Below are 15,230 nucleotides of genomic sequence, written 5' to 3' on the forward strand. Positions count from 1 at the left end.
TCGAGGATATGGTTCATGGAGCTGGACGTTAGCATCAGTGAAAGTTTGGATGGAAAGTTATCTAGTTTTGAGGGAATATACCTCAAACTAGGTTGAAAAACCTACATATGTCTGGTGGCGATAGCGAAGAGGTCACACCCGTTCCCATACCGAACACGGAAGTTAAGCTCTTCAGCGCCGATGGTAGTTGGGGGCTTCCCCCTGTAAGAGTAGGACGTTGCCAGGCAAAAAGGGTGGAACGAATGCAAATTCGTTCCATTCTTTTTTATTTTTTGGAGAATAAGGGCCTGAAAACAGATAATTGAGCCAAACTCAGAATAATTGAGCCAAACTGAACATTAATTGAGCCAAATTCACGATTAATTGAGTCCAACTCAAAATAATTGATTCTAACTAATAATTCAGACTTCTCCGCCGCTCTCCAATAACCTCAAATCAATCCCAAAATCCCTCCAACAGAGATAAATCCACTACCATCCTCATAATATGGTGTAATGGTGATATATTTTCGAACCCGATCTGACCGACAAAGAGGGATATCTTATGAAAATATCGATAAAGAATGTCAATGTGGATTCCATCACGATGAAAGGTTCATTGAATATCGGAAAAACCTTAATCATCAAAAGGTATGCAAAAGAAAAATCAGCACAAACAGGCGACAACAAAACGCCTGATGAACCAGCCAGCAATAACTACACCACCGAAACCAATAAAACCACTAAAACCATCACACCATCCGGCATCCACATCATCGAAAACAACATCAAAAAGACTAAGGAAGAAAAGGCTGAGGAACAACTATTGGCTAACGCGTCCTTACTTTATTTTATATTGATCACCCTTTTGGCAACCCCGCAGTCCTAGGATTACTAAAAATGACCCAGAGGGCGACATATCGCAGCCTCTGGGTCTATTCGAAGTAATCATATATTTTTACCTTTTGCTGGTCTTTATCTTGCTTGAGGCGCTGGAGGCGGACATACAGAAGACCGCGATAATAACCGGCATCCAGAGGTCTGTCTTCAACGGGATAGGGAAGCGGGATCTCCCGTTCGATGGGCCCGGAGGCAATTTCTTCGGTCACGCAATTGAATTTTTTTATCGAAAAATCAATGGTGCCTGTCACCTTTAACGTGCGGTAATGTACATATAAATTGACGTCCTCGATATTTTTTACTCCAGGTAGGTTAATTAGGCAGTAAATTTCTTCTGAATTCTCATATACATTAACTAGAGGCCCTTGGTTGGTTAAGCCAAACTCCTTAAAATCATCAAAAAAGTCTTTGCCGAGCACCTGATCGGCATATTTTTTCCATTCGTTGCCCTTGCCCCATGAAGGATTCATGTTCACTCACTCCCTTGCAGACCCAGTATATGCATCCACTGCCCAGCAGGTGAAACAGAGGACGGATGAAGGAGGTTCAATGAGATGGACCAAGACCTGTACCATATTTTGCAGCAGCTTCAGCAGCAAATTATTGAACTGCAGCATGAAAATCAAACGCTGAGAGAGGCTTTGAACAATATAAAGCCGATCAATATAGAGAACATTAATTATAAGATCCAGGAGCTGCATGTTAAAGAGTTAAAAGGAACGTTGAATATCGGACTTACCGGGGAAGCCCATCTTGAGGATATGGAGACGATTATTGACGAGATTCAGCAGGAGGGCGCCCATCAGCAGCACCATCAGGATGACCAGGAATAAGTGTAAAAGCTTGGGGAGCCATACTGCCTTAAGCTTTTTTTTGGAATAAAAAGAGAGTGCTGATTATGGGTGTATCAACACTCCTTGAATCTTTTCCATGGAATTCACCCCAGAACAGCACATCTATTTTACCTTGCGTTCAATAAGAAGCTAAAGCGTGTAGCATGTTTGATTTCATCGGTATAAGGACGGAAGAAGGTGTCTCGAATGGTCGTGTCCTGGGTCATAAGGTAAGCATTGCGGTATTTTTCATAATCGGACAGTTCGTCTTCATAGGCTTCAAACAGACTCTGACGGAAGTTCGTAATCTTTACAGGACGAATTTTATAGTTAGGCTGCTTGCCTGTTAAAGAAGTATAAAGTCGGGTAAACAACTGTAGATGCGTCTTTTCATCCTTGGCAGCATTAAGCAGTACATTTTTGCTGTACTCGTTCGGGGCTTCATTCGCAAGCCGGGTGTAGAAGTCGACAGCGGTCGCTTCGCCAATAATGCTCGACATAAGTGTATTGATCAGCTGCTGATACGTTTGGTGCTGTTGCTGCTGCTGGCTCTGGGCCTGCTGCTGTCTCTCAACAGATGGATCGTAGGGATTATAGGGATCATAATAATAATGGGTTTCTTCAAATGGTGCCTGATATGGATACATGACATCAATTCCTTTCCCGAATGCTTTTATAGCGTATGAGGATTCATGAAAAATGTGCCTATCCAAAAGAGTAGTATTCCATAGAAATAACTGGATAAATCTTCATTTTCCATCCAGTCAAAAAAGTGATATCTTACCTTTATAGCATCATTTTGGACAGGCAGAAGGAGTGTAGACGATGTTGGAAAACGGTTTGGCGATGATTGGAACCATTCTTCTTATCAACGTGGTGTATGTTTCGTTTTTTACGATAAGAATGATATTAACGTTAAAAAATCAGCGGTATCTCGCAGCATTAATCAGCGTGTTTGAGGTTATAATTTATGTCATTGGCCTTGGGCTTGTATTGGACAACCTGGATAAAATTCAGAACCTGATCGCATATGCGCTCGGGTACGGTCTCGGTGTTCTGGTAGGTATGAAGATTGAAGAAAAGCTCGCACTTGGGTATATTACAGTTAATGTGATTACGACCGAAACGGAAGCCGGACTGCCGAACGCGATTCGCTCGAAAGGGTTTGGCGTCACGGATTGGATGGCTTCCGGCCGGGAAGGGCAGCGGCTGATGATGGAGATCCTGACATCACGCAAATCAGAATCCAACTTATATGAAGCGGTCCGTTCACTCGATCCGAAGGCGTTCATTATCTCCCATGAGCCGAAGGCCTTTCATGGCGGATTTTGGGTGAAAAGCATACGGAGGTAGCAATGGATAAAAAGCCAAACAAGAAAAAATTTGAGGTTCAGCCCGGTGAGACGATCTCTGATTGTATAGACCGAATGGCGGAGGAAGGGTATTCCCCTGTACGCCGCATGGAGGAGCCGGTTTTTAAAGAAGTAAAGAAAAATGGAAAAATCGAGCAGGAGTATCACGAACAACGCATTGTTTTTGAAGGGAAAATACAGTAAAAACCGAACATTAAATTGTCAGAATATATTATTGTTCGATTTTTGGTTGACACAACTAAATGCCCTTCGTTACAATAAGGGTGACAAAAGCATAGTACCTCATATAATCACGGGATTATGGCCCGTAAGTCTCTACCTGATGACCGTTATTCATCGGACTATGAGGGGAAGCACCACTGCTGTTTTCGGCATATCCGCAGGTGAAGTATGTCCAGCGTAGTAGCTTTCTCTCATACAACAGAGAAAGTGAGTACACTGGACTTTTTTATTGCAGAAAAATCATTCACATAGCGTTTAGTTACGATGCGGGGAGGAAACGATGCAAAAACAAGTTGGCGTTATTATGGGAAGTACTTCTGACTGGGAAACGATGAAGCATGCTTGCGATGTGCTGGATGAACTTAACGTGCCTTACGAAAAGCGGGTAGTTTCCGCACACAGAACACCGGATCTGATGTTTCAATATGCAGAAGAAGCGCGCACCAGGGGAATTGGCGTAATCATTGCCGGTGCTGGCGGCGCAGCACACCTGCCAGGTATGGTGGCTGCGAAAACTGTACTTCCTGTCATCGGCGTGCCGGTTCAATCCAAAGCATTGAACGGCCTTGATTCACTCCTTTCCATCGTTCAGATGCCAGGGGGAGTACCTGTAGCAACAGTCGCCATCGGCAAAGCAGGCGCCACCAATGCAGGGCTCTTGGCTGCTCAAATTTTAGCGGTAACGGACGAAGGTTTAAACGCTCGTTTAACAGCGCGCCGCAAGAAGATTCAGGAAACCGTAATAGAAAGCAGTGATTCCCTTGACTAAAACCATTTTGCCAGGACAGACGATTGGTATTTTAGGCGGAGGACAGCTTGGACGGATGATGGCGATCAGTGCCCGTGAGATGGGCTATGGGATCGTTGTACTGGATCCCGGTGAAAAGTCGCCGTGCGGACAAATAAGCGATGAACAGATCGTTTCGTCTTATGATGATGCAGCAGGCATCGAGGAACTGGCTCAAAAGAGTGACGTCATTACGTATGAGTTCGAAAATGTAGACAGCGAAAAAGCTCAGTGGCTTGAAAAGAATGCCTGCATGCCTCAAGGAAGCCGGCTTCTCTATCTTACGCAGCACAGGATCAGGGAAAAGAAAGCCATTGAACAAGCGGGCGTTAAGGTCGCACCCTACCTTCCTGTGCAAGATAAAGAAGAATTGCGTAAAGCCGCAGATCAGCTGGGACTTCCAGCCGTTTTGAAAACGTGCCGCGGAGGCTATGATGGGAAGGGGCAGGCAGTGATCCGAAGTGAAGCTGATCTTGCCAAAGCGGAAGAACTGATTGCCGGAAACAGAGAGTGTGTCCTGGAAAGCTGGGTTTCCTTTAAGAAAGAACTCTCAGTCATTGTAACCAGAGGAACGAATGGCGAGATGACGACGTTCCCGGCTGCAGAAAACATTCACCTGGAAAACATTCTTCACCAGTCGATCGTGCCGGCGAGGATCTCTGAGGAGACGGCAGCAAAAGCTTATGAGATGGCAAAACAGATTGCACTTGAGCTGGACTTGTACGGAACGCTCGCAGTAGAGATGTTTTTTGGAACTGACGGTGAGATCTACGTGAACGAACTGGCACCAAGGCCTCATAATTCCGGACACTATACGATCGAAGCCTGTGAAACGTCTCAGTTTCAGCAGCATGTACGAGCCGTTTGCGGACTGCCGCTTGGCAAAACAGCACTGGTCAGCCCGGCAGTGATGATTAACGTGCTTGGTGAACATATGAAGCCATTGCTGGCCAATTTGGAATTACTGAAAGACGCCAAGCTTCACCTGTATGGAAAAGATGAAGCGAAATTGAAACGAAAAATGGGCCACATTACTGTGCTCGGAAACACGGTAAGCGAAGCCCTCGACAAAGCAGAATTCATTAAAGCTGCTGTACTCAAGATCGAAAAGCTGGAGGTAACGACATGATTGAACGTTATACGCGCCCCGAAATGGGAGCCATTTGGACAGATGAAAACCGATTTAAAGCATGGCTTGAAGTAGAAATTTTAGCTTGTGAAGCATGGGCAGAACTTGGTGAGATTCCGAAAGAGGACGTGAAGAAGCTTCGCGAAAATGCCTCTTTTGACATCAACCGCATTTTAGAGATCGAGCAGGAGACACGCCATGATGTTGTAGCCTTTACCCGCGCAGTTTCTGAAACGCTTGGAGATGAGCGCAAGTGGGTGCATTATGGACTAACTTCAACAGACGTCGTTGATACAGCGTTATCTTATCTGCTTTTACAGGCGAATGAGATTTTGATCAAGGACATCGAAAGGTTCATCGAAATCATCGGAAACAAAGCGAAAGAACACAAATACACCGTTATGATGGGCCGTACTCACGGTGTGCACGCTGAACCTACAACATTTGGCCTCAAACTTGCACTTTGGTATGAAGAAATGAAGCGCAACCTGGAGCGATTCAAGCAAGCAGCTGATTCTGTCCGCGTCGGAAAGATCAGCGGAGCTGTCGGCACGTATGCCAACATCGATCCATTCGTTGAAAAGTTTGTCTGTGAAAACCTGGGGCTTGAAGCATCGCCGATCTCAACGCAAACCCTGCAGCGTGACCGCCATGCTCATTACTTGTCTGCGTTGGCACTTGTGGCTACAAGCATTGAAAAGTTCGCGGTTGAAATTCGCGGACTTCAAAAAAGTGAAACACGTGAAGTGGAAGAGTTCTTTGCGAAGGGGCAAAAAGGGTCGTCAGCAATGCCTCACAAACGCAATCCAATCGGCTCTGAGAACATGACAGGATTAGCTCGTGTGGTCCGAGGGTACATGATGACTGCGTATGAAAACGTGCCGCTATGGCATGAACGTGACATCTCTCACTCATCGGCAGAACGCATTATTCTGCCGGATGCAACGATCGCATTGAACTACATGCTTAACCGTTTTGGCAATATCGTGAAGAACTTGACGGTATTCCCTGAAAACATGAAACGCAACATGACGAGAACGTACGGATTGATCTACTCTCAGCGTGTTCTTCTCAAATTGATCGATAAAGGCATGAGCCGTGAAGCTGCGTACGATATCGTCCAGCCAAAAGCGATGCAGGCGTGGGAAGAAGGCATTCAATTCAAACAGCTCGTACAAGAAGAGCCGCGCATTACTGAAAAACTAACACCTGAAGATATCGAGGATTGTTTCGACTACTCCTACCATCTTCAGCATGTGGATACCATCTTTGAACGATTAGGGCTGTAATTTACTGTCTTGGGGTGAAAGGAACGAGAAGGGAAACCTTTTCGTTCCGGAGCGCCTCAGCACTACTAATAGGATCCAGCTTCGGTGTCCAGGCCCTCGAGGTCGTTTCACTTTTGATCAGAAAACAAAAAGCGTTTTATGCTCAAAAGTTCCAATGCTTGTCGGGCCTGAACGTACACCTCAGCACTTCTATAAAATTGCCAATATTCGTAATTTTTGCAGTATAATTCGGAAGCTTATAACAGGGGGACTTTGAATGGAAAAGCAAACCTTGCTTTATGAAGGAAAGGCGAAGAAGATTTACAGCACAGAAGATCAGCATACCGTTTGGGTGGAGTACAAGGATTCAGCGACAGCTTTTAATGGCGAAAAGAAAGCAACCATCGATGGGAAAGGCCGTTTGAATAACGAAATTACGAGTCTGATGTTTTCGATGCTAGAGGAAAACAACATTCCAACCCACTTTATCTCCAAGCAATCTCCAACAGAACAGATTGTCCAGCACGTAACCATCATTCCTTTGGAAGTGGTAGTCCGCAACGTGGTGGCTGGTACACTGGCTAAACGCACAGGGCTGCCGGAGGGACATGTTCTTCATAAGCCGATCGTCGAATTCTATTTCAAAAATGACGACCTTGGCGATCCTCTTTTTAATCATGATCATATCGAGGCTCTTGAACTGGCAGCTCCTAAGCAGCTGGAAGACATGAGAGAGCTTGCGCTTCAGGTCAATACAATACTCACAGCATTTTTTACAGAGAAAAAGGTTAGATTAATCGACTTTAAGCTGGAATTCGGGAACAACGCCAAGGGCGAATTGCTTGTGGCGGATGAGATCTCACCGGACACGTGCCGCCTTTGGGACAGCGAAACGAACGAAAAGCTGGATAAAGATGTCTTTCGCCGTGATCTTGGCAGTTTAACAGAAGCCTATGAAAAAATTTTAGAGCGTTTAGGGGGAAATTTGCATGTATAAAGTAAAAGTATTCGTCACGTTGAAGGAAAGCGTATTGGATCCTCAAGGAACAGCTGTAAAAGGCTCGCTTCACCGCATGGAGTACAACGAAGTTCAAGATGTGCGCATCGGTAAATACCTAGAGCTCACGATCGAAGAAGGCGTTGAAAACCTGGACAAGCGCGTTGCGGAAATGTGTGAAAAATTGCTCTCCAACCCGGTTATTGAAGATTATCGCTATGAGGTGGAGGAGGTCGTCGCACAGTGAGATTTGCGGTTATCGTTTTTCCAGGATCCAACTGTGACATTGACATGTTTCACGCAGTAAAAGACGAGCTTGGTGCTGAAGCAGAGTATGTCTGGCATGATGAAAGCAATCTGGACCGCTTTGACGGAATCCTGCTTCCAGGCGGATTCTCATACGGAGACTACTTGCGCACAGGTGCCATCGCCCAGTTTTCAAACGTGATGGATGAAGTGAAGAAAGCCGCTCAAGCCGGCAAGCCTGTTCTTGGCGTATGCAACGGGTTTCAGATTCTCCTTGAAACAGGACTTCTGCCTGGAGCAATGCGGCGCAACGAATCATTGAAATTCATCTGCAAGCCGGAAAAACTTCAAGTTGTGAACGCCGAGACCATGTTCAGTTCTTCCTATGAGCAAGGGGAAGAAATTACGATTCCGATCGCACATGGTGAAGGAAACTACTATTGTGACGAAGAGACGCTAAAGCAGCTGGAAAAAGAGAACCGAATCGTCTTCCGCTATAAAAATAACCCGAACGGATCGATCTCTGATATTGCAGGGATCATGAATGAAAGAGGAAATGTATTGGGCATGATGCCGCATCCGGAGCGTGCGGTCAGCGGCCTATTGGGCAGTGACGACGGTCTGAAATTGTTTCAATCAATCGTAAAAAGCTGGAGGGAAAACCATGTCTTATCTTCATGAACCTACTGCAGAACAAATTCAGGAGCAAAAATTATACCGTGATATGGGCTTGAACGATGATGAGTTTTCACTCGTACAATCAATCATCGGCCGTCTTCCAAACTGGACGGAAACCGGATTGTTCTCGGTTATGTGGAGTGAGCATTGTTCGTATAAAAACTCCAAGCCTGTCCTTCGCAGGTTCCCGGTAGAAGGAGAACGCGTTCTTCAAGGACCAGGAGAAGGAGCCGGGGTTGTAGACATCGGTGACGGCCAGGCGGTTGTTTTTAAAATCGAAAGCCACAACCATCCTTCTGCCATTGAACCGTACCAAGGTGCAGCAACCGGGGTTGGCGGCATCATTCGCGACATCTTTTCCATGGGCGCGCGTCCTGTCGCACTATTAAACTCACTTCGTTTCGGGGAGTTAACTTCTTCCCGCGTAAAATATTTATTTGAAGAAGTAGTAGCGGGTATCGCAGGCTATGGCAACTGTATTGGTATCCCAACAGTTGGGGGAGAAGTACAGTTCGACGCTTCTTATGACGGCAATCCGCTCGTGAATGCGATGTGTGTCGGCTTGATCGACCACAAAGACATCCAAAAGGGACTGGCAAAAGGCGCAGGCAACTCTGTGATGTATGTTGGAGCAAGAACCGGACGCGACGGCATTCACGGTGCAACCTTTGCATCAGAAGAACTGACCGAAGCATCTGAAGAGAAGCGCCCGGCGGTTCAGGTCGGTGATCCGTTCATGGAAAAACTTTTGCTTGAAGCCTGTTTGGAGCTCATCCAGAACTGTGATGCATTAGTCGGCATCCAGGATATGGGGGCAGCAGGGCTAACAAGTTCTTCTGCAGAGATGGCGAGCAAAGCGGGTATGGGTATCGAGATGAACCTGGATCTTGTACCGCAGCGCGAGCTTCACATGAGCGCATACGAAATGATGCTTTCTGAATCTCAGGAACGCATGCTGATCGTTATGGAAAAAGGCAGAGAGCAAGAGGCTGTTGAGATCTTTGAGAAATGGGGCCTAGAGGCAGTTGTCGTAGGAAAAGTAATTGAAGAAAAGCAGCTTCGCCTTGTTCATCACGGAGAAGTGGTTGCAGACGTTCCGGTTGATGCACTTGCAGAAGAAGCGCCGGTCTATAATAAGCCATCCAAAGAACCTGCGTATTTTTCTCAGTTCCAGAACGAAGAAGTTTTCGTTCCAAACGTAGAAAACAAGAAAGACACGCTGCTGCAGCTTTTATCCCAGCCAACGATCGCGAGCAAGTCATGGGTATTTGACCAGTATGATTACATGGTTCGCACGAGCACGGTCGTGCCTCCGGGATCAGATGCAGCAGTCATCCGTATCCGTGAAACGGATAAAGCACTCGCGATGACAACAGACTGCAACTCGCGCTACATCTATCTTGATCCGGAAACAGGCGGAAAGATCGCGGTAGCTGAAGCAGCAAGAAACCTTGTATGTTCAGGAGCAGAGCCGCTTGCCATCACAGACTGCCTGAACTACGGAAACCCTGAAAAGCCGGAGATCTTCTGGCAGCTTGAAAAGTCCGTTGACGGAATGAGCGAGGCGTGCCGAACGCTGAGCACACCCGTCATCGGCGGCAACGTTTCTTTATACAACGAAACAAACGGTGTGGCTGTATATCCGACGCCGGTCATCGGCATGGTCGGACTAATTTCTCACCTTGACCATATTACGACGCAATATTTTAAAACACCTGGAGATCTAGTCTATGTGATCGGTGAGACACAGCAGGAATTTGGCGGAAGTGAGCTGCAAAAAATGCAGCTTGGCAAGATCTCCGGAAAAGCACCTGAGCTTCATCTTGAAACAGAAGCTAAACGCCAAAAACAATTGCTCGAAGCGATTCAGAACGGGTTGGTTGAATCCGCACATGATGTGGCAGAAGGCGGGTTGTCGGTAGCACTAGCCGAGAGCATGATGAACGGCGGCATCGGTGCTTCTGTTGAAGTAAATGGCGATATCGTTTCTGTGCTATACAGTGAAACACAGTCACGTTTCCTCGTTTCAGTCAAACCGGAAAACGCAAAGGCGTTTGAAGCCATGGTACAAGACGCGAAACAAATCGGTTTTGTGACCGACACAGCTGTTCTTCGTATCGACCATGAAACAGGCGAAGAAGTGCTGGCAGCGACTCATGAAGAACTTCATTCCGCCTGGAAAGGAGCAATACCATGCTTGCTGACATCAAAGGCTTAAACGAAGAATGCGGGGTATTTGGGATCTGGGGCCACCAGGATGCGGCCCAGTTAACATATTATGGCCTTCACAGTCTTCAGCACAGAGGACAGGAAGGTGCAGGCATTGTGGTTACAGACGGTGCCAAGCTGAAAATGCACAAAGGACACGGTCTTGTGAACGAGGTATTCAGCCGCGGAGAATTGGAAGGATTAACAGGACATGCGGCCATTGGCCATGTCCGTTACTCCACAGCAGGCGGGAACGAATATGCAAATGTTCAGCCCCTGCTTTTCCGTTCACAGACGTCCAGTCTTGCCCTTGCCCATAACGGAAATCTCGTAAATGCCAACGCATTGAAGCATCAGCTTGAAGCGCAGGGAAGTATTTTTCAAACGACTTCTGACACGGAAGTACTCGCTCATTTAATTAAACGAAGCGGCTATATCGGATTAAAAGATCAAGTGAAAAATGCGCTGACCATGCTTAAGGGAGCGTACGCTTTTGTCATCATGACCGAGGACAAACTGATGGTGGCGCTTGACCCGCACGGCCTTCGTCCACTATCCATCGGAATCCTGGGAGATGCTTATGTCGTCGCTTCTGAAACGTGTGCATTTGACGTGGTTGGAGCCGAGTATTTACGTGATGTGAAACCTGGTGAACTATTAATTATTGATAATGACGGCATGACAGCGGACACGTTCTCTTCACCGATGAACCGCTCCATCTGCTCTATGGAATATATTTATTTTTCAAGACCGGACAGCAACATCGATCAGATTAATATCCATAGCGCACGAAAAAACCTTGGTAAAGAGCTCTATAAGGAGTTTCCGGTAGAGGCTGATGTCGTAACAGGGGTTCCTGATTCCAGTATTTCAGCAGCAATCGGATATGCGGAAGAGTCTGGCATACCGTATGAGATCGGTTTGATCAAAAATCGTTATGTCGGCCGTACGTTCATCCAGCCTTCTCAGGAATTGCGTGAACTAGGGGTGAAAATGAAGCTTTCTCCGGTTCGCGGGATTGTAGAAGGCAAACGTGTGGTCATGGTGGATGACTCGATCGTTCGCGGAACAACAAGCCGGCGTATCGTTAAAATGCTGCGCGCGGCAGGAGCGACTGAAGTGCATGTACGGATTACCGCACCGCCGATCGCCCACCCGTGTTATTACGGAATTGATACCTCTGAGCGTGCAGAACTGATTGCATCGAATCATTCTGTAGAAGAAATCAGGGACATTATCGGTGCGGATTCACTGGCGTTCCTATCTCCGCAAGGATTGTTAAGAGGAATCGGACGCCCGGACAGCGATCCGAACAACGGACAGTGCCTCGCTTGCTTTACTGGAAAGTATCCGACGGAAATTTACCCGGATACGGTGCTGCCTTACGAAAAAGAAATGGTGTAATGGTTTAAAAAAGGGAGGAAATACAATGGCAGAGGCATACAAACAGGCCGGAGTAGATATTGAAGCGGGCTATGAAGCGGTAGACAGAATTAAGAAACACGCATTGCGTACACGCCGTCCGGAAGTCATGGCAGGCCTTGGCGGATTCGGGGCAATGTTCGATCTGTCCAATCTGTCTTATAAAGAGCCTGTTCTTATTTCAGGAACAGACGGAGTGGGAACGAAGCTTATGGTGGCGATCATGATGGACAAGCATGATACCATTGGAGTTGACGCTGTCGCGATGTGTGTGAACGATATCGTGGCTCAAGGAGCCGAGCCGCTGTACTTCCTGGATTACATTGCATGCGGCAGGCTGGAGCCTGCTAAAGTCGAAGACATCGTAAAAGGGATCGCTGACGGCTGCGAACAAGCTGGCTGTGCCCTTATCGGGGGAGAAACTGCAGAAATGCCAGGCATGTACAGCAACGGAGACTATGACCTCGCCGGTTTTTCAGTCGGCGGTGCTGAAAAATCTAAGCTGATCCATCCCGGTCTTGTAAAAGAAGGCGATGTACTAATCGGACTTTCTTCCAACGGTATTCACAGCAATGGCTATTCTTTGGTCCGCAAAGTGCTGCTTGAAACTGGCCAGCTTGATCTGAACGGAGAGTTTGGAAGTGAAGGCCGGACTCTTGGCGAAGAGCTGCTCGTGCCAACCCGAATCTATGTGAAACCGCTGCTTAACGTTTATAAAAACTATCATGTTCACGGAGCGGCGCATATTACCGGCGGAGGTTTCATTGAAAACATTCCCCGTATGCTGCCTGAAGGACTTGCGGCAGAAGTTGATTATGGTTCATGGCCGATTCCAGAGATTTTTGATGCCATAGAAGAGACCGGAAACATCGGCAGAAAAGAGATGTTCACGACGTTCAACATGGGAATCGGAATGGTTCTTGCTGTGGATTATGACGAAGCGTTCGATATTATCCAATCCCTTGAACAGGATGGAGAGAAAGCATTTGTGATCGGCCGTGTGAAAAAAGGCGAGGGTGTTGTGTTCGGCGGCGGTGAACTGAAATGAAAAAGATCGCAGTATTTGCATCAGGGAGCGGCTCAAACTTTCAAGCGATTAACGATGCCATAAACGAAAAGAGCCTCGGCGCCGAAATTTCACTGCTTGTCTGTGACAAGCCAGGGGCTTATGTCATCGAGCGGGCAGAAGAAGCGGGAGTGGAGTACTTTACGTTTTTTCCGAAGCAGTACGAAACAAAAGTGGAATTTGAAACGGAGATTTTAAAGCAGCTGAAGGCGAGAGACATTGAGTTCATCGTCCTGGCTGGATACATGCGGCTGATCGGCTGCACGCTGCTGGCTGAGTATGAAGGCCGGATCGTAAATATCCACCCGTCCCTGCTTCCGGCTTTTCCCGGCAAGGATGCGATCGGCCAAGCGTTAGAAGCACAAGCGGGAGTATCAGGAGTTACTGTACATTACGTGGACAGCGGAATGGATACAGGGCCGATAATCGCCCAAAAAGCAGTAATGATCAAAAAAGAAGATACGAGAGAGACCTTGCAGCAGCGGATCCAGAAGGTAGAGCATGAGCTGCTTCCTCGTGTTTTACAGGATCTATTCAACCAAGAAAAAGTGGGAGGAGTTCAATCTTGACCATTAAACGAGCATTAGTATCAGTATCGAATAAAGCAGGACTTGTTCCTTTTGTAAAAGCGCTGGCCGATAAAGGCGTGGAAATCATCTCAACCGGCGGAACGAGCAAAGCATTGCAGGAAGCCGGAGTGAACGTGACCGGCATTTCAGAAGTGACCGGTTTTCCTGAAATCATGGACGGACGCGTTAAAACCTTGCACCCGATGATTCACGGAGGCCTTCTGGCAGTAAGGGAGAACGAAAGCCATGTTCGCCAGATGGAGGAAAACGGCATTTCTCCTATCGATCTTGTTGTCGTTAACCTTTATCCGTTCAAAGAAACCATCTCAAAAGAGGATGTGGCTTTTGCTGATGCAATCGAAAACATCGATATCGGCGGGCCGAGCATGCTTCGTTCCGCAGCGAAAAACCATGCGTATGTAACGGTTGTCGTCGATCCATCCGATTACAGCAGGGTGCTTGAAGAAGTAGAGAAAAACAATGAAGTCTCTGTAGAAACCCGCCGTAAGCTGGCGGCGAAAACATTCCGCCATACAGCGGCATACGATGCGCTGATCGCTGAATACTTAACAAACATGGTAGAAGAAGAAAACCCTGAATCTTATACAGTTACGTATGAAAAGAAACAGGATCTTCGCTACGGGGAAAATCCCCACCAAAAAGCGGCTTTCTATAAAGCACCGCTAGGAACAAAAACATCCATCGCTCAAGCTGAACAGCTCCACGGCAAAGAGCTTTCTTACAATAACATTAACGATGCGGATGCGGCTCTTCAGATCGTCCGCGAGTTCCAAGATCCAGCTGTTGTTGCGGTCAAGCACATGAATCCATGCGGTGTTGGAACAGGAAATAGTGTGGAAGATGCTTTCGCGAAAGCATTCGCAGCCGATCCGATCTCCATTTTCGGAGGCATTATCGCATCTAACGTGGAGATTAACGAAGCGGCTGCACAAAAGATGAGCGAGATCTTCCTGGAGATCATTATTGCACCATCATTTAGTCCCGAAGCGAAAGAGATTTTAACGAAAAAGAAAAATATCCGATTGCTTACACTTGAGCTCGGTGAAGATAAAAAGCAAGAGAAAAGATCAACAACCGTTCGCGGCGGTCTTCTTATTCAGGACGAAGATGCGTACGGTTTGGAGCAAGCCAATATCTCGATCCCGACCAAACGCGAACCCAACGAAAAAGAGTGGGAGGATTTGAATCTTGCATGGAAAGTCGTCAAGCATGTGAAATCCAATGCGATCGTTTTAGCGAAAGATCAGATGACGATCGGGGTAGGAGCAGGGCAGATGAACCGTGTTGGTGCTGCTAAAATTGCGATCGAGCAAGCGGGAGAAAAAGCGGAAGGAAGCGCCCTTGGTTCTGATGCGTTTTTCCCGATGGACGATACCGTAGAAGCGGCAGCGAAAGCCGGTGTTACGGCGATCATCCAGCCAGGCGGATCGGTAAAAGACGAAGATTCCATCAAAAAAGCGGACGAATACGGCATCGCGATGGTCTTTACCGGCGTACGCCATTTTAAACATTAAACCTGTGAATAAGGAGGAT

At 47.0% G+C, this 15,230-nt stretch carries 17 protein-coding genes, 1 rRNA gene and 1 riboswitch; of the genes, 16 read left to right on the forward strand and 2 right to left on the reverse strand.

Going from position 1 to position 15,230, the window contains the following annotated elements:
- Nucleotides 1-110: 110 nt before the first annotated feature.
- Both rrf and LCY76_RS01790 read left to right on the forward strand, forming a co-directional pair.
- Nucleotides 111-226, forward strand: a 5S ribosomal RNA gene (rrf, locus tag LCY76_RS01785).
- Nucleotides 227-543: 317 nt separating this feature from the next.
- Nucleotides 544-867 (forward strand): hypothetical protein, encoded by a 324-nt coding sequence (locus LCY76_RS01790; protein ID WP_248251195.1) that lies wholly within the window; start codon nucleotides 544-546, stop codon nucleotides 865-867.
- 46 nt (nucleotides 868-913) lie between these two features.
- On the opposite strand, the gene LCY76_RS01795 is transcribed toward LCY76_RS01790, so the two are convergent.
- Nucleotides 914-1,348 (reverse strand): Hsp20/alpha crystallin family protein, encoded by a 435-nt coding sequence (locus tag LCY76_RS01795; protein ID WP_053356016.1) that lies wholly within the window; start codon nucleotides 1,346-1,348, stop codon nucleotides 914-916.
- A gap of 84 nt (nucleotides 1,349-1,432) precedes the next feature.
- On the opposite strand from LCY76_RS01795, the gene gerPC reads away from it, so the two are divergent.
- Complete coding sequence (gerPC, locus tag LCY76_RS01800; RefSeq protein ID WP_091008074.1) at nucleotides 1,433-1,711, forward strand: spore germination protein GerPC; 279 nt, start codon at nucleotides 1,433-1,435, stop codon at nucleotides 1,709-1,711.
- Between the two features lie 128 nt (nucleotides 1,712-1,839).
- Here the strand turns inward: gerPC and LCY76_RS01805 are convergent, their stop codons facing one another.
- Nucleotides 1,840-2,358: a ferritin family protein gene (locus tag LCY76_RS01805; protein WP_248251196.1), complete on the reverse strand. Its 519-nt coding sequence runs from the start codon at nucleotides 2,356-2,358 to the stop codon at nucleotides 1,840-1,842.
- Between the two features lie 178 nt (nucleotides 2,359-2,536).
- Here LCY76_RS01805 and LCY76_RS01810 point away from each other — a divergent pair, with 178 nt between their 5' ends.
- The 13 genes from LCY76_RS01810 (at nucleotide 2,537) to purH (ending at nucleotide 15,211) form a co-directional block, all read left to right on the forward strand.
- Complete coding sequence (locus LCY76_RS01810; RefSeq protein WP_248251197.1) at nucleotides 2,537-3,064, forward strand: DUF2179 domain-containing protein; 528 nt, start codon at nucleotides 2,537-2,539, stop codon at nucleotides 3,062-3,064.
- Nucleotides 3,065-3,066: 2 nt separating this feature from the next.
- Complete coding sequence (locus tag LCY76_RS01815) at nucleotides 3,067-3,267, forward strand: NETI motif-containing protein (RefSeq protein ID WP_248251198.1); 201 nt, start codon at nucleotides 3,067-3,069, stop codon at nucleotides 3,265-3,267.
- Between the two features lie 79 nt (nucleotides 3,268-3,346).
- Nucleotides 3,347-3,448, forward strand: a riboswitch (purine riboswitch).
- 138 nt (nucleotides 3,449-3,586) lie between these two features.
- Nucleotides 3,587-4,075, forward strand: coding sequence for a 5-(carboxyamino)imidazole ribonucleotide mutase (gene purE / locus LCY76_RS01820; protein ID WP_248251199.1), 489 nt, complete (start codon nucleotides 3,587-3,589; stop codon nucleotides 4,073-4,075).
- Nucleotides 4,068-5,222, forward strand: coding sequence for a 5-(carboxyamino)imidazole ribonucleotide synthase (gene purK, locus LCY76_RS01825; protein ID WP_248251200.1), 1,155 nt, complete (start codon nucleotides 4,068-4,070; stop codon nucleotides 5,220-5,222). The genes purE and purK overlap by 8 nt, the downstream gene beginning before the upstream one ends.
- The gene (gene purB / locus LCY76_RS01830; RefSeq protein ID WP_248251201.1) at nucleotides 5,219-6,511 is read left to right on the forward strand and encodes an adenylosuccinate lyase; all 1,293 of its coding nucleotides are present in this window, start codon (nucleotides 5,219-5,221) and stop codon (nucleotides 6,509-6,511) included. Before purK ends, purB begins: the two co-directional genes overlap by 4 nt.
- Before the next feature lie 256 nt (nucleotides 6,512-6,767).
- The gene (gene purC / locus LCY76_RS01835) at nucleotides 6,768-7,487 is read left to right on the forward strand and encodes a phosphoribosylaminoimidazolesuccinocarboxamide synthase (protein ID WP_248251202.1); all 720 of its coding nucleotides are present in this window, start codon (nucleotides 6,768-6,770) and stop codon (nucleotides 7,485-7,487) included.
- A complete protein-coding gene (purS, locus tag LCY76_RS01840; protein WP_062239215.1) occupies nucleotides 7,480-7,734 on the forward strand; it encodes a phosphoribosylformylglycinamidine synthase subunit PurS in 255 nt (84 codons plus the stop codon). Before purC ends, purS begins: the two co-directional genes overlap by 8 nt.
- A complete protein-coding gene (gene purQ / locus LCY76_RS01845; RefSeq protein ID WP_248251203.1) occupies nucleotides 7,731-8,414 on the forward strand; it encodes a phosphoribosylformylglycinamidine synthase subunit PurQ in 684 nt (227 codons plus the stop codon). The genes purS and purQ overlap by 4 nt, the downstream gene beginning before the upstream one ends.
- Nucleotides 8,398-10,629 (forward strand): phosphoribosylformylglycinamidine synthase subunit PurL, encoded by a 2,232-nt coding sequence (gene purL, locus LCY76_RS01850; protein ID WP_248251204.1) that lies wholly within the window; start codon nucleotides 8,398-8,400, stop codon nucleotides 10,627-10,629. Before purQ ends, purL begins: the two co-directional genes overlap by 17 nt.
- Nucleotides 10,605-12,023 carry an amidophosphoribosyltransferase gene (purF, locus tag LCY76_RS01855; RefSeq protein WP_053356004.1) on the forward strand — a complete coding sequence of 473 codons (1,419 nt, stop codon included), beginning with the start codon at nucleotides 10,605-10,607 and terminating at the stop codon, nucleotides 12,021-12,023. The genes purL and purF overlap by 25 nt, the downstream gene beginning before the upstream one ends.
- Before the next feature lie 25 nt (nucleotides 12,024-12,048).
- Nucleotides 12,049-13,089 carry a phosphoribosylformylglycinamidine cyclo-ligase gene (gene purM / locus LCY76_RS01860; RefSeq protein ID WP_248251205.1) on the forward strand — a complete coding sequence of 347 codons (1,041 nt, stop codon included), beginning with the start codon at nucleotides 12,049-12,051 and terminating at the stop codon, nucleotides 13,087-13,089.
- The gene (gene purN / locus LCY76_RS01865) at nucleotides 13,086-13,676 is read left to right on the forward strand and encodes a phosphoribosylglycinamide formyltransferase (protein ID WP_248251206.1); all 591 of its coding nucleotides are present in this window, start codon (nucleotides 13,086-13,088) and stop codon (nucleotides 13,674-13,676) included. The genes purM and purN overlap by 4 nt, the downstream gene beginning before the upstream one ends.
- Complete coding sequence (gene purH / locus LCY76_RS01870) at nucleotides 13,673-15,211, forward strand: bifunctional phosphoribosylaminoimidazolecarboxamide formyltransferase/IMP cyclohydrolase (protein WP_248251207.1); 1,539 nt, start codon at nucleotides 13,673-13,675, stop codon at nucleotides 15,209-15,211. The genes purN and purH overlap by 4 nt, the downstream gene beginning before the upstream one ends.
- The last annotated feature ends 19 nt before the right edge of the window (nucleotides 15,212-15,230 follow it).

The organism is Fictibacillus marinisediminis (assembly GCF_023149135.1).
Classification (GTDB): Bacteria; Bacillota; Bacilli; order Bacillales; family Fictibacillaceae; genus Fictibacillus_C; species Fictibacillus_C marinisediminis.

Excerpts from the sequence above, each read along its gene's own strand:
- LCY76_RS01790 (WP_248251195.1), top strand. The coding sequence starts at position 544 with ATGAAAATATCGATAAAGAATGTCAATGTGGATTCCATCACGATGAAA.
- LCY76_RS01795 (WP_053356016.1), bottom strand. The coding sequence starts at position 1,348 with ATGAATCCTTCATGGGGCAAGGGCAACGAATGGAAAAAATATGCCGAT.
- gerPC (WP_091008074.1), top strand. The coding sequence starts at position 1,433 with ATGGACCAAGACCTGTACCATATTTTGCAGCAGCTTCAGCAGCAAATT.
- LCY76_RS01805 (WP_248251196.1), bottom strand. The coding sequence starts at position 2,358 with ATGTATCCATATCAGGCACCATTTGAAGAAACCCATTATTATTATGAT.
- LCY76_RS01810 (WP_248251197.1), top strand. The coding sequence starts at position 2,537 with ATGTTGGAAAACGGTTTGGCGATGATTGGAACCATTCTTCTTATCAAC.
- LCY76_RS01815 (WP_248251198.1), top strand. The coding sequence starts at position 3,067 with ATGGATAAAAAGCCAAACAAGAAAAAATTTGAGGTTCAGCCCGGTGAG.
- purE (WP_248251199.1), top strand. The coding sequence starts at position 3,587 with ATGCAAAAACAAGTTGGCGTTATTATGGGAAGTACTTCTGACTGGGAA.
- purB (WP_248251201.1), top strand. The coding sequence starts at position 5,219 with ATGATTGAACGTTATACGCGCCCCGAAATGGGAGCCATTTGGACAGAT.
- purC (WP_248251202.1), top strand. The coding sequence starts at position 6,768 with ATGGAAAAGCAAACCTTGCTTTATGAAGGAAAGGCGAAGAAGATTTAC.
- purS (WP_062239215.1), top strand. The coding sequence starts at position 7,480 with ATGTATAAAGTAAAAGTATTCGTCACGTTGAAGGAAAGCGTATTGGAT.
- purL (WP_248251204.1), top strand. The coding sequence starts at position 8,398 with ATGTCTTATCTTCATGAACCTACTGCAGAACAAATTCAGGAGCAAAAA.
- purF (WP_053356004.1), top strand. The coding sequence starts at position 10,605 with ATGCTTGCTGACATCAAAGGCTTAAACGAAGAATGCGGGGTATTTGGG.
- purM (WP_248251205.1), top strand. The coding sequence starts at position 12,049 with ATGGCAGAGGCATACAAACAGGCCGGAGTAGATATTGAAGCGGGCTAT.
- purN (WP_248251206.1), top strand. The coding sequence starts at position 13,086 with ATGAAAAAGATCGCAGTATTTGCATCAGGGAGCGGCTCAAACTTTCAA.